Below are 22,477 nucleotides of genomic sequence, written 5' to 3'. Positions count from 1 at the left end.
CTGAGGCGCGCGAACGCCTGAGGCACGCGCATGAGGCCGCGCGCGTGTCCGGGGATCCGAGAGTCAGATGATCAGGCGCCGACCGGGGTCGCCCGCTCCGCGTCGTAGTTCTCCCGGGCCGCTTCGACCTGGGGCATGCGCCCCTCGACCAGTTCGATCAGGCCGATCAGCCGCTCCGCGATCTCACGGCCGAGCGGGGTGAGCCGGTAGTCGACCCGCGGCGGATTCGTCGGCTGTGCCTCGCGATGGACGAGCCCGTCGCGCTCCAGCGCGTGCAGGGTCTGCGACAGCATCTTCTCGCTCACGCCGTCGACCCGGCGCCGCAGTTCGTTGAACCGGAACGTCCCGTCGTACAGGGCGCCGAGGGTCAGGCTGCCCCATCGGCCCGTCACGTGCTCCAGCGTGCCGCGCGAGGGGCAGGCGCGTGCGAACACGTCGTAGGCGAGGTCGTCAGTCATGCCCTCCACCGTACTCCCGCACAGCGCTCACTGCCAGGCGTGCGCTAACTGCTGGGTTGCGCTGTCGAAAAGTTAGTGCTCTACTTCTGGGCGTCCCCACAGACCTGTTCTCAGACCTGTCCTCAGGCCTGTTCGCCGATCTGTTCGCCGACCTGTTCTCGTTCGAGGAGCCCCTTGTGACCACCCCCGTCGTCTCCATCGCCTACCACTCCGGCTACGGCCACACCGCGGTCCTGGCCGAGGCCGTCCGCGACGGTGCTGCCGACGCGGGCGCCACCGTGCACCTGATCAAGGTCGACGGGATCACCGAGGCCGAGTGGGAGCTGCTCGACGCCTCCGACGCGATCGTCTTCGGCTCCCCGACCTACATGGGCACGGCCTCCGGCGCCTTCCACCGGTTCGCCGAGGACTCCTCGAAGCGCTGGTTCGCCGACGCCTGGCTGGACAAGCTCGCCGCCGGCTTCACCAACTCCGGCTCCAAGAGCGGCGACAAGCTGCACACCCTGCAGTTCTTCCAGATCCTCGCCGGCCAGCACGGCATGCACTGGGTCAACCTCGGCCTCAAGCCCGGCTGGAACACCAGCGAGGCCTCCGAGAACGACATCAACCGCCTCGGCTTCTTCTCCGGCGCCGCCGGTCAGACCCCGGCCGACCTGGGCCCCGAGGGCGTCCACAAGGCCGACATCGCCACCGCCGAACACCTCGGCCGCCGCGTCGCCCTGACGGCCCGCACCTTCGCGGCGGGCAGGTCCGCCGCCTGAGGTCCGCGCCGCGACGCACGCGAAAGGGCCCGCCACCGGAAGGTGACGGGCCCTTTTCCGACTTGATCCGCGTCGGCCCGTCCACGCGTCCGTGCCCGCTGGAATCCGAGGTCACGGCGTCGCGCATGATGGCCGACATGCTGCTGACCTTTAGCCCTGACGCCCGTCAGACCCGTGAGTTCACCTGCGACTGCTGCGATGCCCCCAAGGAGCGGGCCTGGGACTTCGTCTATGCGGACGGTGCCCCGTACGCCGTCTATTTCGCCGACTGCTACCACCACACCGATCGGGACCACGACGCGTGGATCGATGTCATCTTCGGTACCTGGGGCGGCGGTCCGGGCGAATGGGCCGATCACGTTGCCTTCGGTTGCCGGGTGGGGCCCGTGCGGGGGCAGACGTCCCCCGCGTCGACCGTGGTGAGCGCAGGCCTCGCGCATCCGGACGGCCCGCTGTTCGGGCGCAAGCTCGACCGGGAGGCGGCGCTTCAGCACCCGCTGTTGAGCGACTTCTGGAAGGTCTCGGACTTCATCCTGGAGAACGACCCCTTGGTGCGGGAGCACCTCTACGGCCGCTAGGCCGGGGCCCCGGGACGCAGAGTGGGCCGCCCCAGGCGACGGTCGCGGCCGGGGCGGCCCACACGCATGCGCAGGGTTCTGACCTGCTGAAACTCAGTAACCGAAGTCCTGGGTCCACCAGGGGCCGCCGTCGGCGAAGTGGACTCCTACGCCCAGGGTGGTGAAGTCGCAGTTCAGGATGTTGGCGCGGTGACCGTCGCTGTTCATCCAGGACTCCATCACGGCCGCCGCGTCGGCCTGGCCGCGGGCGATGTTCTCGCCGCCGAGGCCCGTGATGCCCGCCTTCTCGGCGCGCGCCCACGGGGTGGCCCCGTCCGGGTCCGTGTGGTCGAAGAAGCCGCGGGCCGCCATGTCCGAGCTGAACGCCCCGGCCAGTGCGGCGAGCCGGGCGTCCGCGCTCACGGGGGAGCAGCCCACCTTGGCGCGCTCGGCGTTGACCAGGCGGACGACCTCCGCCTCGGCGGCCTGGCCGCGGTCGGCGGTGGAGGGGGCCGCGGTCGTCTCGACCGGGGCCTCGGTCGTCGGGTCGGGCTTCGGCTCCGGCTTCGGCGCGGGGGCCTTCGTGGTGGGCGCGGCCGTGGTCTTCCGAGGAGCCGGCGGCTTGGTCGGTGCCTTCGTCGGGGCCTTGGTCGGCGCCTTCGACGGGGTCGGCGTCGCCTTCGGGGTCGGCTTCGTGGACGGGGTCGCCGACGGCGAGGCCGTCTTGCCCTTGTTCGTTCCGGCGCTCGCCCTCGTGCTCGGACGCGTGCTGCCCGAGTCGGCGGTGGGGGTCTGCGTGGACCCGCCCTGCGTCGTCAGCTCCGGCGCCTGCCGGGCCTGGCTCGGGCGCTCGCTCGTTCCCGCGCTGCCGACCGTGAAGGTGTCCCCGCCGGGCACCAGGCCCGAGGCGACGGCGATGGCGCCCACCGCGACGGCGGCGGAGGCTCCGAGCAGGCCGGTGCGCACGGGGCGCCGCTTGCGGCGGATACCCCTGTGACGGCGGTCCGAGCCGTCCGCGTAGTCTTCTGCGGCGGGTGCGGCTCCGGCGCGACGGTGGCGTCCCATCTGGTCTGCCTTCCTCTTGCTGGTCCTGCTGTGGTCCTGTGCCGGCCCTGCGGCCTTTGCTGATCTTTGCTGTCGGTACCGTTTCGGACCGGCGGTCGAACAGGGCGGGTCCGAACGGGTGAGGCGTGTTCGGTCGGGACTGTAGTCCATGCGGGGCGGGGGCGATGTGCTCATCTGGCAATCGGCCCGTTAGCGTGCAGGCATGAGTGACGACGTTCGGATGACCGCCTGGGTACGCGGCCGGGTACAGGGAGTTGGCTTCCGCTGGTTCACCAGGGCAAACGCTTTGGAGATCGGCGGCCTCGTGGGCTTCGCCCTGAACCTCGACGACGGCCGGGTGCAGGTGGTGGCCGAAGGGGCGCGTGAGAATTGCCACCGTCTGCTCGCCTGGCTGCACTCCTCCGACACACCCGGGCGCGTGGACGGCGTCACTGAGATCTGGGCCACCCCGCGCGGTGGTTACGACGGCTTCGCCATCCGCTGACGATCACTCTCCGACACCCTCTCCGGTGACCGAGAGGGGCCTCGAAAGGACGCGCGGTAACAGCCGGGTGGCGGGGAAACCGCCTGGTGGTTGCCAAGGAGCGCCCGTCATGGAAGGCTGCCGGGTAAGGATGATCGCGACGCCCTGAGGCACCGAGTTCATGAGGCCCCGCCGCCCGCTGAGCGGCCCGGGACTCCTCGGTCGGCCCTTCAAACGGGGCGTGATCGTGTTGACCGTCAAACTTTTTGGTGAGACTCTGGAAGCCCCGCGCACCTTAGCTGTTTGGCAGTGGAACCGGCACGACAAGCAGTACTGCCGAGCACCGCGGGTGCGAAATCCCTCACGACCCAACCGCTTCGGTCGGTCACTCATTGTGGAGGACCATCCATCATGGCAAAGGCGCTTCTCGGTTACGTCGGCGGCTCCGACCCGCGACTCCTCGCCGAGATGCGACGGCTTCAGCAGCGCGTCCAGGACCTGGAATCCGAGCTGGTACGGATCCAGTCCGAGAACGACTCGCTTGCCGCTGCCGCCGCTCAGCACCAGGGAGAGTCACTGCTGAACAGCATCGACCTCGACGTACCCCAGGCGGAGCCTGCGCTCACCTGACAACCCAGCCCCGAGGGGCCAGGTGGGAACCACTCACGCCGGCACAGCCGCATGAACACTCATGCCGGTCGAGCCAACTGAACACTCACGCCGGCAGAGCAGACATGCAAGGGGCGCTTCGGCGTCCCTTCTTTCTTTCACCCGCCGTTCCCCTCCCGTCCCACCCCTCCTCACCCGAGGATCTGCCCTACACGTTCGCGGGTGAAACGCACGACCCCCGGTAGAGTCCCGGGCGTGCACCTCAAGGCCCTGACCCTCCGCGGATTCAAGTCGTTCGCCTCGGCCACCACGCTGCGGTTCGAACCGGGAATCACCTGTGTCGTGGGCCCCAACGGATCGGGCAAGTCCAATGTCGTGGACGCCCTGTCCTGGGTCATGGGCGAGCAGGGCGCCAAGTCGCTGCGCGGCGGCAAGATGGAGGACGTCATCTTCGCCGGCACGACCGGGCGCCCCCCGCTCGGCCGTGCCGAGGTGTCCCTCACCATCGACAACTCCGACGGCGCGCTGCCCATCGACTACGCCGAGGTCACGCTGACCCGCATCATGTTCCGCGGCGGCAGCAGCGAGTACCAGATCAACGGCGACACCTGCCGGCTGCTCGACTTCCAGGACCTGCTCTCCGACTCCGGCATCGGACGCGAGATGCACGTCATCGTCGGCCAGGGGCAGCTCGACTCCGTGCTGCACGCCGACCCGATGGGCCGCCGCGCCTTCATCGAGGAGGCCGCCGGAGTCCTCAAGCACCGCAAGCGCAAGGAGAAGGCGCTGCGGAAGCTCGACGCGATGCAGGCCAACCTCGCGCGCGTGCAGGACCTCACCGACGAACTGCGCCGCCAGCTCAAGCCCCTCGGCCGGCAGGCCGCCGTCGCCCGCCGCGCCGTCGTCATCCAGGCCGACCTGCGCGACGCCCGGCTCCGCCTCCTCGCCGACGACCTCGTCCAGCTGCAGCGGGCCCTCACCGCCGAGGTCGCCGACGAAGCGGCCCTGCTCGCCCGCAAGGAGGCCACCGAGGCCGAACTGCGGACCGCGCTCGCCCGCGAGGCCACCCTCGAGGCCGAGGCACGCGCGCTCGTGCCCCGCCTCGAACGCGCCCAGCAGAACTGGTACGCCCTCTCCCAGCTCGCCGAACGCGTCCGCGGCACGGTCTCCCTGGCCGACGCGCGCGTGAAGAGCGCCACCGCCGCACCCGCCGAGGAACGCCGCGGCCGCGACCCGGAGGACCTGGAGCGCGAGGCGGCCCGCGTCCGCGAGCAGGAGGCGGAGCTGGAAGCCGCCCTGGAGGCGGCCGAGCGCGCCCTGGAGGACACCGTCGCCCACCGCGCCGATCTCGAACAGGCGCTCGCGTCCGAGGAGCGCCGTCTCAAGGACCTGGCCCGCGCCCTCGCCGACCGGCGTGAGGGCCTCGCCCGTCTTCACGGCCAGGTCAACGCCGCCCGCTCGCGTGCCGCCTCCGCGCAGGCCGAGATCGACCGGCTCGACGCCGCCCGCGACGAGGCGGGGGAGCGGGCGGTCACCGCCCAGGAGGAGTACGAGCAGCTCAAGGCCGAGGTCGACGGCCTCGACGCCGCGGACACCGAGCACGGCGAGCGCTACGAGGCCGCCCGCCGCGAACTGGCCGACGCCGAGGCCGCGCTCGGCATCGCCCGCGAGGCCGCCGCCACCGCCGAGCGCCGCCGCGCCGCGACCCAGGCCCGGCACGACGCCCTCGCCCTCGGACTGCGCCGCAAGGACGGCACGGGAGCGCTGCTGACCGCCGGACTCAGCGGACTCCTCGGCCCTGCCGCCGAACTCCTCACCGTCACCCCCGGATACGAGATCCCCCTCGCCGCCGCCCTCGGCGCCGCGGCCGACGCGGTCGCCGCCACCGGCCCGTCCGCCGCCGCCGAAGCCCTCCGGCTGCTCCGCAAGCAGGACGCCGGCCGCGCGTCCCTGCTCCTGACCGGAGCCCCCGAACCGGACCGCTCCGGAGAGGACGGGGCCTCGGCGACCGAGGGGCACCCGTACGCCGCCGACCTCGTCCGGGGGCCCGAAGAGCTCATGGCGGCCGTCCGTCGTCTGCTCGCCGGAGTCGTCGTCGTCGACGACCTGGACCAGGCCGCCGACCTCGTCAGGAGCCGTCCCGCGGCGACCGCCGTCACCCTGGAAGGCGACCTGCTCGGGGCGCACTTCGCCCAGGGCGGCTCCGCGGGCGCGCCCAGCCTCCTCGAAGTCCAGGCCTCGGTCGACGAGGCCGCCACCGAGCTCGCCGAACTCGCCGTACGGTGCGAGGAGTCGGCGGACGCCAAGCGCCGGGCCGACGAGCGGCGCCGTACGGCCGCCGCGCTCGTCGAGGAACTCGACGCCCTTCGCCGTACAGCCGAACGCGAGAAGTCCGCCGTCGCCCAGCAACTCGGCCGGCTCGCCGGCCAGGCCAGGGGAGCGGCGGGGGAGGCCGAGCGGACCGCGGCCGCCGCCGCCCGCGCCCGGGAGGCCCTGGAGAAGGCGACCGCCGAGGCGGAGGAACTCGCCGAACGGCTCCTTGTGGCCCAGGAGGCCGCGGCCTTCGGGGAGGGCGGGGACGAGGAACCCGACACCGCCACCCGCGACCGGCTCGCCATCGACGGATCCAACGCGCGCCAGACCGAGATGGAGGCCCGCCTCCAGGTCCGTACCCACGAGGAGCGGGTCAAGGGGCTCGCCGGGCGGGCCGACTCGCTCGACCGGGCCGCCCGCGCCGAACGGGAGGCACGCGCGCGTGCCGAGCAGCGCCGCGCCCGGCTGCGCCACGAGGAGCGGGTCGCGGGCGCGGTCGCCGCCGGCGCCCGGAGCCTGCTGGCCCACATCGAGGTGTCGCTCGTCCGCGCCGAGCGGGAGCGTGTGGTGGCGCAGGCGGCGCGGGCCGACCGGGAGGAGGGCCTGACGGCCGCCCGGAACCGGGGCCGCGACCTCAAGGCGGAACTCGACAAGCTGACCGACTCCGTGCACCGGGGCGAGGTTCTCGGCGCGGAGAAGCGGCTGCGGATCGAACAGCTGGAGTCGAAGGCCCTGGAGGAGTTCGGCGTGGAGGCGACCGCGCTGGTCGCCGAGTACGGCCCGGACCAGCCCGTGCCGGCGTCGCCGACCGTCGAGGCGACGGAGGGCACGGACTCCCCGAAGGGCACGGACTCGCCGAGGGGCACCGACTCCGCGGAGCTCGACGAGTCGCGCCCCTTCATCCGTTCGGAGCAGGAGAAGCGCCTCAAGGCCGCCGAACGGGCGTACCACCAGCTCGGCAAGGTCAACCCGCTGGCCCTCGAGGAGTTCGCGGCCCTGGAGGAGCGGCACCGCTTCCTCTCCGAGCAGCTGGAGGACCTGAGGAAGACCCGGACCGATCTGCTTCAGGTCGTGAAGGAGGTCGACCTGCGGGTCGAGCAGGTCTTCACCGAGGCCTACCGGGACACGGCCCGTGAGTTCGAGGGCGTCTTCTCGCGGCTCTTCCCCGGCGGCGAGGGCCGGCTCGTGCTCACCGACCCCGACAACATGCTCACCACCGGCGTCGAGGTGGAGGCCCGCCCGCCCGGCAAGAAGGTCAAGCGGCTCTCGCTGCTCTCCGGCGGCGAGCGCTCGCTGACGGCCGTGGCGCTGCTGGTCTCGATCTTCAAGGCCCGCCCCAGCCCGTTCTACGTGATGGACGAGGTCGAGGCGGCGCTCGACGACACCAACCTCCAGCGGCTGATCCGGATCATGCAGGAGCTCCAGGAGTCCTCGCAGCTGATCGTGATCACCCACCAGAAGCGGACCATGGAGGTCGCGGACGCGCTGTACGGCGTGTCCATGCAGGGGGACGGCGTCTCGAAGGTGATCAGCCAGCGGCTTCGCTGAGCCCGAGATTCGACCTTCTCTTCAAGTGTTGAACTCAACCCACCTCGCAGTGCTGATTAAGTCACATGACATCGCCTATTGACTTAGAAACTTGAAGGCATAGTCTCTGCAACGTTGCTTTTACCTTCACGTGGTGGGCGGCGTGAAGTTGTGCGCCACTGGAAGGGCTTGCCCCCCACCGAGGAGTCCATGTGCCCCACACCGCGCAGGCGCCCACGCCGCCGCCTTCCGAAGGCCGAGCCGCCCACCCGGACCACCTCGGCCACGTCATCTTCATCACGGCCTCCGCCGCGATGGGCGGTTTCCTCTTCGGATACGACAGCTCCGTCATCAACGGTGCCGTCGAGGCGATCCGCGACCGCTACGACATCGGCTCCGGCACCCTCGCCCAGGTCATCGCCATCGCCCTGATCGGCTGCGCCATCGGCGCCGCCACCGCCGGCCGGATCGCCGACCGCATCGGCCGCATCCGCTGCATGCAGATCTCCGCGGTGCTCTTCGCCGTCAGCGCCGTCGGCTCCGCGCTGCCCTTCGCCCTCTGGGACCTTGCGTTCTGGCGGGTCATCGGCGGCTTCGCCATCGGCATGGCCTCCGTCATCGGCCCCGCGTACATCGCCGAGGTCGCCCCCGCCGCCTACCGCGGCCGCCTCGGTTCCTTCCAGCAGGCCGCGATCGTCATCGGCATCGCCATCTCCCAGCTGGTCAACTACGGCATCCTCCAGCTGGCCGACGGCGACCAGCGCGGCGAGATCGGCGGTCTCGAGGCCTGGCAGTGGATGCTCGGCGTGATGGTCGTGCCCGCCGTCCTCTACGGCGTGCTCTCCTTCGCCATCCCCGAGTCCCCCCGCTTCCTCATCTCGGTCGGCAAGGTCGACCGGGCCAAGGAGGTCCTCGCCGAGGTCGAGGGCAGCGGCGTCGACCTCGACCACCGCGTCGCCGAGATCGACAAGGCCATGCGCAGCGAGCACAAGTCCACCTTCAAGGACCTGTTCACCGCCGGCTCCCGCTTCAAGCTGCTGCCCATCGTCTGGGTCGGCATCGGCCTCTCGGTCTTCCAGCAGCTCGTCGGCATCAACGTCGCGTTCTACTACTCCGCGACCCTCTGGCAGTCCGTCGGGATCGACCCGTCGAGCTCGTTCTTCTACTCGTTCACCACGTCGATCGTCAACATCGTCGGCACCGTGATCGCGATGGTCCTGGTCGACCGCGTCGGCCGCAAGCCGCTCGCCCTCGTCGGCTCCGTCGGCATGGCGATCGCCCTCGCCTTCGAGGCCTGGGCGTTCTCGGCCGACCTCGTCGACGGCAAACTGCCCGAGACCCAGGGCGTCGTGGCGCTCGTCGCCGCCCATGTCTTCGTGCTCTTCTTCGCCCTCTCGTGGGGCGTGGTGGTCTGGGTCTTCCTCGGCGAGATGTTCCCCAACCGGATCCGCGCCGCCGCGCTCGGCGTCGCCGCCTCCGCCCAGTGGATCGCCAACTGGGCCATCACGGCCAGCTTCCCGTCCCTCGCGGACTGGAACCTCTCCGGCACCTACATCATCTACACGATCTTCGCCGTGCTCTCGATCCCCTTCGTGCTCAGGTACGTCAAGGAGACCAAGGGCAAGGCGTTGGAGGAGATGGGCTAATCCCCGCTGCCCCTCTCCTCACCCACGGAACTGCCCCGGCCCGAGGCCTCGACGCCTCGGACCGGGGCAGTACGCCGTGGCCCCGCGCCGTCCGTCGGACCGTGAGCCGGGTGACCGCACGCCGCGGCCCTCCGCTCCCCGCCCTCAGGCCGTGAGCCGGGGCAGGACGGCGTCGCAGAACAGCCGCACGCTGCGCCACCCCTCCTCCACCGGCATCCCGCCGCACAGCGGATGCAGCACCAGGCTCTCCAGGCCGAGCGCCAGGCACTCCTCCGGAGTGACGACCCGGTAGACCCCCTCCGCGCGCAGCTCCGCCACCGTCGTCGCCGCCGACCGCACCGCCGAGCGGATGTCCTTCGACTGCCAGGAGGCGTACATCCGCGCCTCGTGCAGGAAGTGCTCGCCGTACTCCGCCCACGTCCGGTCCGGGTCCTCCGACGGATGCAGCAGCGGCGTCACCTCGGCCGGCATCATCGTCCAGCCCTCCGTGCCGTACTCCGCGCACCGCTCCTGGTAGTACGCCTCGAGCTCCGGCAGATGCGCGCTCGGGAAGAACGGCAGCCCCAGCCGGGCGGCCCGCCGCGCCGCCGCCCGCGACGACCCCCCGACCAGCAGCATCGGATGCGGCTGGGTGAAGGGTCGTGGAGTGACCCGTACCGTACGGCCCTGATACATGAACGGTTCTCCGCTCCAGGCCGTGAGCAGGGTCTCCAGGAGCAGGTCCTGGAGCTTGCCGCGCCGTCCCCAGTCGACCCCGCGCTCCTCGTACTCCTCCGGGCGGTAGCCGATCCCCGCCACCGTCACCAGGCGTCCGCCGCTCAGCAGGTCGAGGACGGCGATGTCCTCGGCGAGCCGCAGCGGGTCGTGCAGGGGCCCGATGATCGCCGAGACCGTGACGGCGATCCGCTTCGTCGCGCCGAAGACCGCCCCGGCGAAGGCGAAGGGGGACGGCAGCCAGTTGTTGTCGACCCCGTGGTGCTCCTCGGTCTGCACGGTGTCGACCCCGTGCGCGTCGGCGTACGCGGCCATCTCGACGGCGGCCCGGTAGCGGGCGGAGAGGGACTCGGGGGTCGCGCGGGGATCGACGAGGTTGAACCGTACGACGCTGAACGGCATGGGAAGTCCCCCTCCGCTGGTGGGATACCGGCGAAGGGGGACGTTATCTGACGTGGCGTCAGATGGAAACGGTCTCGCGGCCCTCGGCGGACTCCGCGGGCTCGACCGCCTCCTGGGCCGGCGTGCGCGGCAGTACGCCGTACAGGACGCCCGCCACCACGATGGTCGCCGCCCAGCCGAGACCGTTCTCGCCGATCCAGGAGGAGGCGAGCGGACCGGAGAACCAGTCGACCCTGGTGAAGAGGAGGCCCACAAGGAGAGCGACCGCCCAGGCCGTCATCGCCTGCCAGGCGAAACCGCCGCGGTACCAGTACGCGCTCGTACGGGTGGTGTCCATCAGGGCCACCGCGTCGTACGACCGGCGCCGCAGCATGTCCACGCCGAAGACGCCGATCCAGGCCGAGAACGCCACCGCGAGCAGGGTCAGGAAGGAGATGAACGAGCCGATGAAGCTGGTCGCCACCACCATGAGCAGGAAGCCGAAGATCAGGCTGATCAGCGCGTTGACGCTGACCGCCGCGGCGCGCGAGACCTTGATGCCCAGGGTCTGCGCGGTGAACCCGGCCGAGTACATCGACATCGAGTTGATCAGCAGCATCCCGAGCAGGGCGATCACCAGGTACGGCACCGAGATCCACATCGGCAGCAGCTCGCCGATGAAGGAGACCGGGTCCTGCGCCGAGGCCAGGTCCGGCGTCGACACGGCCATGACCGCGCCCATCAGGACCATCGGCAGCACGACGATCCCGGCGCCGCCGACCGTGGAGCCGACCATCGCCCGCGACGAGGCCGTGCGGGGCAGGTAGCGGGTGAAGTCGGGACCCGAGGGGACCCAGCTGATGCCGCCGGCCGCGATCGTGCCGATGCCCGCGACCATCATCGCCGTGGAACCGGCCGGCTTGTCGAAGACCGCCGACCAGTCGGTGTTCGCCACCAGATAGACCAGGACGAGCACCGAGAAGGCGCCGAAGAGGTACGTGGACCACTTGCTGCACACCCGCAGCGCGTTGATCCCGAGTCCCGAGACGAGGAAGGTGCAGGTGACGAAGAGGAGCAGCGTCACGACGATGAGGAACGTGTTCGACTTCACGCCGAAGAGCAGGTCGAGCACGGTCAGCACCGCGTAGGCGCCGGTGACGGCGTTGATGGTCTCCCAGCCCCACCGGGCCACCCAGATCAGCGCGCCGGGGAAGAGGTTTCCGCGCTGACCGAACACCGCGCGCGACAGCGCCATCCCGGGCGCCCCGCCCCGCTTGCCCGCGATCGATATCAGGCCGACGATCCCGTACGAGAGGACCGGCGCGGCGACCGCCACGGCCAGGACCTGCCAGAAGTTCAGGCCGTTGAAGACGATCAGGCCGGCGCCCATCGTGAGCAGCAGCACGCTGATGTTGGCCGCGACCCAGGTCGGGAAGAGCTCGCGGACCCGGCCGGTCCGCTCGGCGTCGGGGACGGGCTCGAGACCGCGGGTCTCCATCGCGCCGTCGTGCGTCGCGCCTGCGGCTTCGGAGGCGTCGTGGGGCATGGGGGTACTCCGTACGAAGGTGTGGGGGTCCGAACATCGTACATTCGCGCCCTAACGAGCAAAGGGTGCGTCAGTCCACAGAAGGGGCCCGGGCGCCCTCCGGGCGCGCCTCCCGCACCCGGCGCCGGACCGGCACCGGTCCGGTGGTGACTCCGCCCCGGGGCGCTTCCCGTCGGCGTGCGGCCGAACGGCGGACCGGTCAGGACCGGAGGGGCCCGCCCCCGCCGGTGGATCGGGGGGACGCGGGCGAGGTCACGCCATACTGGTCGGGTTATGGAACTCATCCTTGCTGTAGTCATCGCTCTGGTCGTCGCGGTCGCCGTGACGAGCGGGCTCGTGATCAGCGGTCGCAAGAAGAAGCAGCTGCCGCCCGCCGAGCCGCCGTCCACCACGCCGACCATCACCGCTCCGCCCGCCGAACCGCATGTCGGCGAGGAGGCGGAGACGCCGCGGGAGGAACCACGCCGCACGGTCGAGGAGGTCCCCCTCCCCGCCGAGGAGGCCGTCGGGACGCCGGCCGCCGTCGAGGACCCCGTCGTCGCCGAGCCCGCGGCGCCCGAGATCGAGATCCCGGAGCCCACCGCCGGCCGTCTCGTCCGGCTCCGGGCCCGGCTCGCCCGCTCGCAGAACTCGCTCGGAAAGGGGCTGCTCACGCTCCTGTCCCGCGAGCACCTCGACGAGGACACCTGGGAGGAGATCGAGGAGACCCTTCTCACGGCCGATGTCGGCGTCGCTCCCACCCAGGAGCTCGTCGAGCGGCTGCGCGAGCGGGTCCGGGTGCTCGGCACCCGCACCCCCGAGGAACTGCGCGCGCTGCTCCGCGAGGAGCTCGTCACCCTGCTCGGCCCCGACTTCGACCGCACGGTGCACACCGAGAGCCCCTCGGACGTGCCCGGCGTGGTCATGGTCGTCGGCGTCAACGGCACCGGCAAGACCACGACCACCGGCAAGCTGGCCCGGGTCCTCGTCGCCGACGGCAAGTCCGTCGTCCTCGGCGCGGCCGACACCTTCCGTGCCGCCGCCGCCGACCAGCTCCAGACCTGGGGCGAGCGCGTCGGTGCCCGGACCGTCCGCGGCCCGGAGGGCGGCGACCCGGCGTCGATCGCCTTCGACGCGGTCAAGGAGGGCATCGCGGAGGGCGCCGACGTCGTCCTCATCGACACCGCAGGCCGGCTCCACACCAAGACCGGCCTCATGGACGAGCTCGGCAAGGTCAAGCGCGTCGTCGAGAAGCACGGCCCGCTCGACGAGATCCTGCTCGTCCTCGACGCCACCACCGGTCAGAACGGTCTGATCCAGGCCCGTGTCTTCGCCGAGGTGGTCGACATCACCGGCATCGTGCTCACCAAGCTCGACGGCACCGCCAAGGGCGGCATCGTCGTGGCCGTCCAGCGCGAGCTGGGCGTCCCGGTCAAGCTGGTCGGCCTGGGCGAGGGCCCGGACGACCTGGCGCCCTTCGAGCCGGGCGCCTTCGTCGACGCCCTGATCGGCGACTGACGCCTCGTACGACACGCGGAAGGGCCCTCGCCGGGTGGCGAGGGCCCTTCCGCGTACCGGGGCTCAGAAGTGGGTGCGATGGCAGATGTACGCCAGCGTGCCGAGCAGCAGCCGCGCCTGCGGCGGCGCGCCCGCCGTGTCCAGCGTCGGGGGCCGCAGCCAGCGCACCGGACCGAGCCCGCCCAGGTCCGACGGGGGAGCGGTGACATGGGTGCCGGGCCCCAGGCAGTGCAGATCCAGATCGGCGTCGTCCCAGCCCATCCGGTAGAGCAGCTGCGGAAGCTCCGCCGCCGCTCCGGGGGCCACGAAGAACCGCGCACGGCCGGTCGGCGTCGCGCACACCGGGCCCAGCGGCAGACCCATGCGCTCGAGCCGGACGAGCGCCCGGCGGCCCGCGGCCTCGGCGACCTCGATCACGTCGAAGGCCCGGCCCACGGGGAGCAGCAGCGCCGCGCCGGGGTACTCCGACCACGCCTTGGTCGCGTCGTCGAGGCCGGCGCCGGCCGGGACCGGTTCCGCGAAGGAGAGGGGATGTGCCCCCGGGGCCGTACAGGCCGGATCCCCGCAGGAGCACTGGCCGGAGACGGCCCGCGCTCCGGGCACCACGTCCCAGCCCCACAGTCCTGTGTACTCGGCCACCGCTGTGCACTCCGTGGTGCGAACGCGGCGGCGTGCGCCGGACCGCATCTCACGAATGCCGCCGATCGTGAAACCCATGTCCCCTCCAACGGGTCGAGCGCGCCGGTGGTTACGACCCGGAGCACGCTCGTCACCCTTCGTCACGGTCCGTCGCCGAGGGTGGCGCGCGGTCGTGTGCGGGGTGGTGCGGACCGGTGCGCGCGCCTCTCCGCGCATCCGTCCGCCGACTCCGGTTCGTCGCATGTCAAGTGAATCGCGTTCCGCGGGCGGCGAGTTCATTCGAAGGGGTGGCGAATGGTGGCGTTTCTTGAATCGCCCTCGTGGAGGGGTGATCGTAGGATTACTTTCGGTACTCGAACCCCGGGGCCGCTTGCGCACGCGGGTATGCCGGAGGCAACCCGGTTTCCAGTTCGAAGGAGCACGAACGCCGGACGGGTGCCGCGAGACGCGGCATTCTGGTAGGGGTTCGGATGACAGACAATCAGGTGGATGGGGGGCGTTCCTGTGGGCGGCAACGGCGCAGACGGTACGACTGCCGGCAAGCGCCCGAACGAGCAGCTGGGTTCGTGGTTCGTGCGCAGCGGCTGGTCGAAGGGCGAACTGGCGCGCCAGGTGAACCGCCGGGCGCGCCAGATGGGTGCGCACCACATCTCCACCGACACCTCGCGCGTCCGGCGCTGGCTCGACGGCGAGCAGCCGCGCGAGCCCATCCCGAGGATCCTCTCCGAGCTGTTCTCCGAGCGCTTCGGCTCCGTCGTCGCCGTCGAGGACCTCGGTCTGCGCACCGCCCACCAGTCGCCCTCCGTCTCCGGCGTCGACCTGCCCTGGGCCGGACCGCAGACGGTCGCCCTGCTCGGTGAGTTCTCCCGCAGCGACCTCATGCTCGCCCGCCGCGGCTTCCTCGGCTCCTCCCTGTCGCTCGCCGCGGGACCCGCCCTCATCGAACCGATGCAGCGCTGGCTCGTCCCCACCCCCGCGGGCGACATCGAGCGCCCCGACCCGCTCGCCGACGCCCGCCGCCCCAACCGGCTCTCCGAGATCGAACTCGACCTCCTCGAGTCCACCACCGCCATGTTCCGCAAGTGGGACGCCCAGTGCGGCGGCGGACTGCGCCGCAAGGCCGTCGTCGGCCAGCTCCACGAGGTCACCGACCTCCTCCAGGAGCCCCAGCCGGCCGCCACCGCCAAGCGCCTCTTCACCTGCGCCGCCGAACTCGCCGAACTCGCCGGCTGGATGAGCTACGACGTGGGCCTCCAGCCCACCGCCCAGAAGTACTTCGTGCTCGCCCTGCACGCCGCCAAGGAAGCCGGAGACAAGCCCCTCGGCTCGTACATCCTGTCCTCGATGAGCCGCCAGATGATCCACCTGGGCCGCCCCGACGACGCCCTCGAACTCATCCATCTCGCCCAGTACGGCAGTCGGGACTGCGCCACCGCGCGCACCCAGGCCATGCTGTATGCGATGGAGGCCCGCGCCTACGCCAACATGGGGCAGCCCTCCAAGTGCAAGCGGGCCGTCCGGATGGCCGAGGACACCTTCGCCGACGTCGGCCTCGACGGCGAGCCCGAGCCCGACTGGATCGGCTTCTTCTCCGAGGCCGAACTCAACGGCGAGAACTCCCACTCCTACCGCGACCTCGCCTATGTCGCCGGGCGCTCCCCGACCTACGCCTCGCTCGCCGAGCCCGTCATGGAGCGGGCCGTCGAGCTCTTCGAGAAGGACCCCGACCACCAGCGGTCGTACGCGCTGAACCTCATCGGCATGGCCACCGTCCACCTCCTCAAGCGCGAGCCCGAGCAGTCCGTCGTCCTCGCCGAGAAGGCCCTCGGAGTCGCCCGCAGCATCCGCTCCGAGCGGGTCAACACCCGACTCCGCAAGACCGTCGACCACGCCGCCCGCAACTACAGCGACGTCGCCGAGGTCGTCCACCTCACCGACCGGCTGACCCAGCTGCTCCCCGAGGCCGCCGAAGCGGTCTGAGGCACCCGGCGCCCCTGCGCCACCCGTACGCCGGCCGCGCCGGACGTCCCGTACTGCCCGACTCGGCTCCCCCGCCGCAAGGTCACACGGACGCCAGGCGCGGCCGGTTTCGTGTGCGACGGACGCCCGGTCCCGGCCCGTTTCTCCCGTGCGGAGGATACGGGCGTTACCTCCCTGTGATGCGGCCGTTCACGGTCGCGTAACACGCCCCACCCCTTCGTCACCGCTCCGAAACATCGAGCGGCATCGGCGGAAACCGCCCTGCGCGAATCTCTGGCCCATAACCGGCCACCCCTCACGGCCGCAGCCGCCCGCCGGCCCCGCCCCCGCACAGGCCGCATTCGACGACGAGGAGACGCCGATGGCACCAGCCATCACGACCCTGGCAGCAGACGCCCCCGAGCTGTCCGCCGCCAACACCGGGTTCATGCTCATCTGCTCCGCCCTGGTCATGCTGATGACCCCGGCACTCGCCTTCTTCTACGGAGGCATGGTCCGCGTCAAGTCCACCCTCAACATGCTGATGATGAGCTTCATCAGCCTCGGGATCGTGACGATCCTGTGGGTGCTCTTCGGCTTCAGCCTCGCCTTCGGCACCGACTCGGGCTCGATCATCGGCTGGTCGTCCGACTACGTCGGCCTCAGCGGCATCGGCGTCACCGAGCTCTGGGACGGCTACACCATCCCGGTGTACGTCTTCGCCGTCTTCCAGCTGATGTTCGCCATCCTCACCCCGGCCCTGATCAGCGGTGCCCTCGCCGACCGCGTCAAGTTCACCGCCTGGGCCCTCTTCATCACCCTCTGGGTCACCGTCGTCTACTTCCCCGTCGCCCACTGGGTCTGGGGCGCCGGCGGCTGGCTCTTCGAGATGGGCGTCATCGACTTCGCCGGCGGTACGGCGGTCCACATCAACGCCGGCGCCGCGGCCCTCGGCGTGATCCTCGTCATCGGCAAGCGCGTCGGCTTCAAGAAGGACCCGATGCGCCCGCACAGCCTCCCGCTGGTGATGCTCGGCGCCGGTCTCCTCTGGTTCGGCTGGTTCGGCTTCAACGCCGGCTCCTGGCTCGGCAACGACGACGGCGTCGGCGCGGTGATGTTCGTCAACACCCAGGTCGCCACCGCCGCCGCCATGCTCGCCTGGCTCGCGTACGAGAAGATCCGCCACGGCTCCTTCACCACCCTGGGCGCCGCCTCCGGCGCGGTCGCCGGCCTCGTCGCCATCACCCCGTCCGGCGGCGCCGTCAGCCCGCTCGGCGCGATCGCCATCGGCGTCATCGCCGGTCTCCTCTGCGCCATGGCCGTCGGCCTCAAGTACAGGTTCGGCTACGACGACTCCCTCGACGTCATCGGCGTCCACCTCGTCGGCGGCGTCCTCGGCTCGCTGCTCGTCGGCCTCTTCGCCACCGGCGGCGTCCAGTCCGACGCCAAGGGCCTCTTCTACGGCGGCGGCCTGGAGCAGCTCGGCAAGCAGGCCGTCGGCGTCGTCGCCGTCCTCGCCTACTCTCTGATCGCCTCCGCGATCCTCGCGCTCCTCATCGACAAGACGATGGGCATGAGGGTCAGCGAGGACGACGAGGTCTCCGGCATCGACCAGGTCGAGCACGCCGAGACCGCGTACGACTTCAGCGGAGCCGGCGGCGGCGCGTCCTCGCGCTCCACCGCCGCCCCCGCCCCGGCCGTCACGGAGAACAAGAAGGTGGACGCATGAAGCTCATCACCGCGGTCGTGAAGCCGCACCGGCTCGACGAGATCAAGGAGGCCCTCCAGGCGTTCGGCGTCCACGGCCTCACCGTCACCGAGGCCAGCGGCTACGGCCGCCAGCGCGGCCACACCGAGGTCTACCGGGGTGCCGAGTACACGGTCGACCTGGTCCCCAAGATCCGCATCGAGGTCCTCGTCGAGGACGAGGACGCCGAACAGCTCATCGACGTCGTCGTGAAGGCCGCCCGAACCGGCAAGATCGGAGACGGCAAGGTGTGGAGCGTGCCGGTCGAGACCGCGGTACGCGTCCGCACGGGCGAGCGCGGCCCGGACGCCCTGTAGACAGCGGTCCGGACGCACCGTAAGCAACGAAGGAGCCGCCGGGTGACGAGCCTCGAAGTCAGCGAAGAGACCGAAGATTCGGGACCCGGCGGTTACGCGGCGGCCCGGCTGCTCCTCCTCCACGAGAAGGAGCGGTCCGGGCCGCCGCGCCGTGCCGCCCTCGCCCGGCTCACCGACGACTGGCTGGCCGCGCTCTTCGCGGCCGCCGCACCGCCCCGCGGGGTCGCCCTGGTCGCCGTCGGCGGCTACGGCCGCGCCGAACTCTCCCCCCGCAGCGACCTCGACCTCCTCCTGCTCCACGACGGCACCGCCGACAAGGCGGCGATCGCCGCCCTCGCCGACCGCATCTGGTACCCCGTCTGGGACCTCGGGCTCGCCCTCGACCACTCCGTCCGCACCGCCGCCGAGGCCCGCGCCACCGCCGCCGACGACCTCAAGGTCCACCTCGGCCTCCTCGACGCCCGGCCCCTCGCCGGCGACCACGGCCTCGTCGCCGCCCTGCGCACCACCGTCCTCGCCGACTGGCGCAACCAGGCCCCCCGACGCCTCCCCGAACTCGACGCGCTCTGCCGTGAACGCGCCGAACGCATGGGCGAGCTGCAGTTCCTCCTCGAACCCGACCTCAAGGAGGCCAGGGGCGGCCTGCGCGACGCCCAGGCCCTCCGCGCCGTCGCCGCCTCCTGGGTCGCCGACGCCCCCCGCGAAGGCCTCGACAGCGCCCGCCGCCGCCTCCTCGACGCCCGCGACGCGCTCCACCTCACCACCGGCCGCGCCACCGACCGGCTCGCCCTCCAGGAACAGGACGCCGTCGCCGCCGAACTCGGCCTCCTCGACGCCGACACCCTGCTCCGCGAGGTGTACGAGGCCGCCCGGACCATCTCGTACGCCACCGACGTCACCTGGCGCGAGGTCAACCGCGTCCTCAAGGCCCGCTCCGCCCGGCCCCGCCTCCGCGCCCTCCTCGGCGGCCGGGGCGGCGGCGGTCGGACCGCCACCGGGAAACCGCCCGTCGAGCGCACCCCGCTCGCCGAAGGCGTCGTCGAGATGGACGGCGAGGTCGTCCTCGCCCGCACCGCCCGGCCCGAACGCGACCCCGTCCTGCCCCTGCGGGCCGCCGCCGCGGCCGCCCAGTCCGCCCTGCCGATCTCCCTGCACGCGGTACGACGCCTCGCGGCCACCGCCACCCCGCTGCCCGTGCCCTGGCCCGCCGAGGCCCGCGAGGAACTGGTCACCCTGCTCGGCGCCGGCGAGGCCACCGTCCCCGTCTGGGAAGCCCTCGAAGCCGAGGGGATCATCACCCGGCTGCTCCCCGACTGGGAACGCGTCCGCTGCCGCCCCCAGCGCAACCCCGTCCACACCTGGACCGTCGACCGCCACCTCGTCGAGACCGCCGTCCGCGCCTCCTCGCTCACCCGCCGCGTCGGCCGCCCCGACCTCCTCCTCGTCGCCGCCCTCCTCCACGACATCGGCAAGGGCTGGCCCGGCGACCACTCCGTCGCCGGCGAGACCATCGCCCGCGACCTCGCCACCCGCATCGGCTTCGACCGCGCCGACGTCGTCACCCTCGCCACCGCCGTCCGCCACCATCTGCTCCTCGTCGAGACCGCCACCCGCCGCGACCTCGACGACCCCGCCACCGTCCGCGCCGTCGCCACCGCCGTCGGCACCGTCGGAACCCTGGAGCTCCTGCACGCCCTCACCGAGGCCGACGCCCTCGCCACCGGACCCGCCGCCTGGTCCGCCTGGCGCGCCTCACTCGTCGCCGACCTGGTCAAACGGGTCGCCGGCGTGCTGGCGGGGGAGACCCCGCCCGACCCCGAGGCCGCCGCCCCCAGCGCCGAACAGGAACGGCTCGCCATCGAGGCCCTGCGCACCGGCGAACCCGTCCTCGCCCTCCACACCGAACCGGTCGCCGCGGAACCCGAGGAACCCGAACCGGTCGGCGTCGAACTCGTCATCGCCCTGCCCGACCAGCCCGGCGTCCTGCCCGCCGTCGCCGGCGTCCTCGCCCTGCACCGGCTCACCGTCCGGGCCGCCGACCTCCGCGCAGTCGAACTCCCGCTCGACCTCGGCGCCGGCTCGGGACCCGTCCTCGTCCTCGACTGGCGGGTCGCCGCCGAGTACGGCTCCCTGCCCGAGGCCGCCCGGCTCCGCGCCGACCTCGTGCGCGCCCTCGACGGCTCCCTCGACATCCCCGCCCGCCTGGCCGAGCGCGAGGCCGCCTACCCCCGCAGGCGCGGACTCACGGCCCCGCCGCCCCGCGTCACCGTCGCCGCGGCGGACTCCCGCCTCGCCACCGTCATCGAGGTCCGCGCCCAGGACGCGCCCGGCCTCCTCCACCGCATCGGCCGGGCCCTGGAGGGCGCGGCGGTACGGGTGCGGAGCGCGCATGTGTCGACACTCGGCGCCAACGCCGTCGACACCCTGTACGTGACCCGCCCCGACGGCTCCCTGCTGCCGGACGAGGAGGCGATCGACCTGGCGCGGGCGCTGGAGTCGGCGCTCCGCTGACCCCCGGTCCACACCGCCCCCGCGCGCCGGATTCGGCGGGCGGGGGCACACACTTCGAGCGGCCCGATACCCTGGAGGGCAATCCGACCGCCCCCGACACCGAGGATCCGCGACCGCCGTGTTCGATACCCTCTCCGACCGCCTTGCAGCGACCTTCAAGAACCTCCGCGGCAAGGGCCGTCTGTCCGAGGCGGACATCGACGCCACCGCGCGCGAAATCCGTATCGCGCTGCTCGAAGCGGATGTCGCCCTGCCGGTCGTCCGGTCCTTCATCAAGCAGGTCAAGGAGCGCGCCCTCGGCATCGAGGTCTCGCAGGCCCTGAACCCGGCCCAGCAGGTCATCAAGATCGTCAACGAGGAGCTCGTCGGCATCCTCGGCGGCGAGACCCGGCGCCTGCGCTTCGCCAAGACCGCGCCCACCGTGATCATGCTCGCCGGTCTCCAGGGTGCCGGTAAGACCACCCTCGCCGGAAAGCTCGGCCTCTGGCTCAAGGGCCAGGGCCACTCCCCGCTGCTCGTCGCCTGCGACCTCCAGCGCCCCAACGCCGTCACCCAGCTCGGCGTCGTCGCCGAGCGCGCGGGCGTGGCCTTCTACGGCCCGCAGCCGGGCAACGGCGTCGGTGACCCGGTCCAGGTCGCGAAGGACTCGATCGAGTTCGCGCGGACCAAGATGTACGACGTCGTCATCGTCGACACCGCCGGCCGCCTCGGCATCGACCAGGAGCTGATGCAGCAGGCCGCGGACATCCGCGACGCCGTCAGCCCCGACGAGGTCCTCTTCGTCGTCGACGCCATGATCGGTCAGGACGCGGTCAACACCGCCGAGGCCTTCCGCGACGGCGTGGGCTTCGACGGTGTCGTGCTCTCCAAGCTCGACGGCGACGCCCGCGGTGGTGCCGCGCTCTCCATCGCGCACGTCACCGGCAAGCAGATCATGTTCGCCTCCAACGGCGAGAAGCTGGACGAGTTCGACGCGTTCCACCCGGACCGCATGGCGTCCCGCATCCTCGGCATGGGCGACATGCTCTCCCTCATCGAGAAGGCGCAGCAGACCTTCGACGAGGAAGAGGCCGCCAAGATGGCCTCGAAGCTCGCGTCGAAGAAGGGCCAGGAGTTCACGCTCGACGACTTCCTGGCGCAGATGGAGCAGGTCCGCAAGATGGGCTCCATCTCGAAGCTCCTCGGCATGCTCCCGGGCATGGGCCAGATGAAGGAGCAGATCGCCAACATCGACGAGAAGGACGTCGACCGCACGGCCGCCATCATCAAGTCGATGACCCCGGGCGAGCGCCACGACCCGACCATCATCAACGGCTCGCGCCGCGCCCGTATCGCCAAGGGCTCCGGCGTCGAGGTCAGCGCGGTCAAGGGCCTCGTCGAGCGGTTCTTCGAGGCCCGCAAGATGATGTCCCGTATGGCTCAGGGCGGCGGCCTCCCCGGCATGCCGGGCATGCCCGGGATGGGCGGCGGCCCCGGCCGGCAGAAGAAGCAGGTCAAGCAGGCCAAGGGCAAGCGCAAGAGCGGCAACCCGATGAAGCGGAAGGCCGAGGAGCAGGCCGCCGCCGAGCGCCGCGACCAGGCGCAGCAGGGCGGGGCCTTCGGTCTGCCGGCGCCGGGGCAGACCCCGAAGGACTTCGAGCTGCCGGACGAGTTCAAGAAGTTCATGAGCTGACGAGCCGGCCGGGCCGCGCGCCCGGTGAGCCGTCGGCCGGCCGGGCCGCGTGCCCGGTGGCGGCGTGAGGGGCCCGGGGCGGTGCGAAACCGCCC

General features: G+C 71.8%; 17 protein-coding genes. 12 read left to right on the top strand and 5 right to left on the bottom strand.

The genetic code is table 11. From position 1 onward, the window contains the following. Window positions 1–71: 71 nt before the first annotated feature. The gene (locus ACFQ79_RS28225) at window positions 72–458 is read right to left on the bottom strand and encodes a winged helix-turn-helix transcriptional regulator (protein WP_383588724.1); all 387 of its coding nucleotides are present in this window, start codon (window positions 456–458) and stop codon (window positions 72–74) included. Between the two features lie 176 nt (window positions 459–634). Here ACFQ79_RS28225 and ACFQ79_RS28220 point away from each other — a divergent pair, with 176 nt between their 5' ends. Together ACFQ79_RS28220 and ACFQ79_RS28215 are read left to right on the top strand one after the other, a co-directional pair. Further along, complete coding sequence (locus ACFQ79_RS28220; protein ID WP_383588721.1) at window positions 635–1,219, top strand: flavodoxin family protein; 585 nt, start codon at window positions 635–637, stop codon at window positions 1,217–1,219. Window positions 1,220–1,356: 137 nt separating this feature from the next. Then, window positions 1,357–1,797: a hypothetical protein gene (locus tag ACFQ79_RS28215; protein ID WP_383588718.1), complete on the top strand. Its 441-nt coding sequence runs from the start codon at window positions 1,357–1,359 to the stop codon at window positions 1,795–1,797. Window positions 1,798–1,890: 93 nt separating this feature from the next. Here the strand turns inward: ACFQ79_RS28215 and ACFQ79_RS28210 are convergent, their stop codons facing one another. Further along, entirely contained in the window at window positions 1,891–2,841 is a 951-nt protein-coding gene (locus tag ACFQ79_RS28210; RefSeq protein WP_383588715.1) for a CAP domain-containing protein, read from the bottom strand. Window positions 2,842–3,043: 202 nt separating this feature from the next. Between ACFQ79_RS28210 and ACFQ79_RS28205 the strand changes: the two genes are divergently transcribed. The 4 genes from ACFQ79_RS28205 (at window position 3,044) to ACFQ79_RS28190 (ending at window position 9,399) form a co-directional block, all read left to right on the top strand. Beyond that, window positions 3,044–3,325, top strand: coding sequence for an acylphosphatase (locus tag ACFQ79_RS28205; protein WP_187623050.1), 282 nt, complete (start codon window positions 3,044–3,046; stop codon window positions 3,323–3,325). A gap of 390 nt (window positions 3,326–3,715) precedes the next feature. Beyond that, window positions 3,716–3,934 (top strand): hypothetical protein, encoded by a 219-nt coding sequence (locus ACFQ79_RS28200; protein ID WP_015036455.1) that lies wholly within the window; start codon window positions 3,716–3,718, stop codon window positions 3,932–3,934. A gap of 234 nt (window positions 3,935–4,168) precedes the next feature. Next, window positions 4,169–7,774, top strand: coding sequence for a chromosome segregation protein SMC (gene smc, locus ACFQ79_RS28195; protein WP_383588712.1), 3,606 nt, complete (start codon window positions 4,169–4,171; stop codon window positions 7,772–7,774). A gap of 191 nt (window positions 7,775–7,965) precedes the next feature. Beyond that, window positions 7,966–9,399: a sugar porter family MFS transporter gene (locus ACFQ79_RS28190; RefSeq protein WP_383588709.1), complete on the top strand. Its 1,434-nt coding sequence runs from the start codon at window positions 7,966–7,968 to the stop codon at window positions 9,397–9,399. A 144-nt stretch (window positions 9,400–9,543) separates the two neighbouring features. Here ACFQ79_RS28190 and ACFQ79_RS28185 read toward each other — a convergent pair whose 3' ends face one another. Further along, the gene (locus ACFQ79_RS28185) at window positions 9,544–10,515 is read right to left on the bottom strand and encodes an LLM class flavin-dependent oxidoreductase (RefSeq protein ID WP_383588706.1); all 972 of its coding nucleotides are present in this window, start codon (window positions 10,513–10,515) and stop codon (window positions 9,544–9,546) included. 58 nt (window positions 10,516–10,573) lie between these two features. After that, window positions 10,574–12,040, bottom strand: a complete 1,467-nt coding sequence (locus ACFQ79_RS28180) for a cytosine permease (RefSeq protein WP_383588703.1) — start codon at window positions 12,038–12,040, stop codon at window positions 10,574–10,576. 273 nt (window positions 12,041–12,313) lie between these two features. Between ACFQ79_RS28180 and ftsY the strand changes: the two genes are divergently transcribed. Further along, window positions 12,314–13,537: a signal recognition particle-docking protein FtsY gene (gene ftsY, locus ACFQ79_RS28175; RefSeq protein WP_383588700.1), complete on the top strand. Its 1,224-nt coding sequence runs from the start codon at window positions 12,314–12,316 to the stop codon at window positions 13,535–13,537. Between the two features lie 63 nt (window positions 13,538–13,600). On the opposite strand, the gene ACFQ79_RS28170 is transcribed toward ftsY, so the two are convergent. After that, a complete protein-coding gene (locus ACFQ79_RS28170; RefSeq protein WP_209496992.1) occupies window positions 13,601–14,254 on the bottom strand; it encodes a bifunctional DNA primase/polymerase in 654 nt (217 codons plus the stop codon). A 426-nt stretch (window positions 14,255–14,680) separates the two neighbouring features. Between ACFQ79_RS28170 and ACFQ79_RS28165 the strand changes: the two genes are divergently transcribed. From ACFQ79_RS28165 to ffh, 5 genes are all read left to right on the top strand, one after another. After that, a complete protein-coding gene (locus ACFQ79_RS28165) occupies window positions 14,681–16,156 on the top strand; it encodes a hypothetical protein (protein ID WP_383588759.1) in 1,476 nt (491 codons plus the stop codon). 361 nt (window positions 16,157–16,517) lie between these two features. Further along, window positions 16,518–17,864 carry an ammonium transporter gene (locus ACFQ79_RS28160; protein ID WP_383588697.1) on the top strand — a complete coding sequence of 449 codons (1,347 nt, stop codon included), beginning with the start codon at window positions 16,518–16,520 and terminating at the stop codon, window positions 17,862–17,864. Continuing rightward, a complete protein-coding gene (locus tag ACFQ79_RS28155) occupies window positions 17,861–18,199 on the top strand; it encodes a P-II family nitrogen regulator (RefSeq protein WP_015036464.1) in 339 nt (112 codons plus the stop codon). Before ACFQ79_RS28160 ends, ACFQ79_RS28155 begins: the two co-directional genes overlap by 4 nt. Window positions 18,200–18,241: 42 nt before the next feature. Then, a complete protein-coding gene (locus ACFQ79_RS28150; RefSeq protein WP_383588694.1) occupies window positions 18,242–20,710 on the top strand; it encodes a [protein-PII] uridylyltransferase in 2,469 nt (822 codons plus the stop codon). Between the two features lie 118 nt (window positions 20,711–20,828). Beyond that, window positions 20,829–22,382 (top strand): signal recognition particle protein, encoded by a 1,554-nt coding sequence (gene ffh / locus ACFQ79_RS28145; protein WP_266969663.1) that lies wholly within the window; start codon window positions 20,829–20,831, stop codon window positions 22,380–22,382. Window positions 22,383–22,477: the final 95 nt, after the last annotated feature.

The organism is Streptomyces sp. NPDC056480 (genome assembly GCF_042795405.1).
GTDB lineage: Bacteria > Actinomycetota > Actinomycetes > Streptomycetales > Streptomycetaceae > Streptomyces.
The sequence above is the reverse complement of the archived record's forward strand: the minus strand, read 5'-3'. Positions and strand labels throughout refer to the sequence as shown.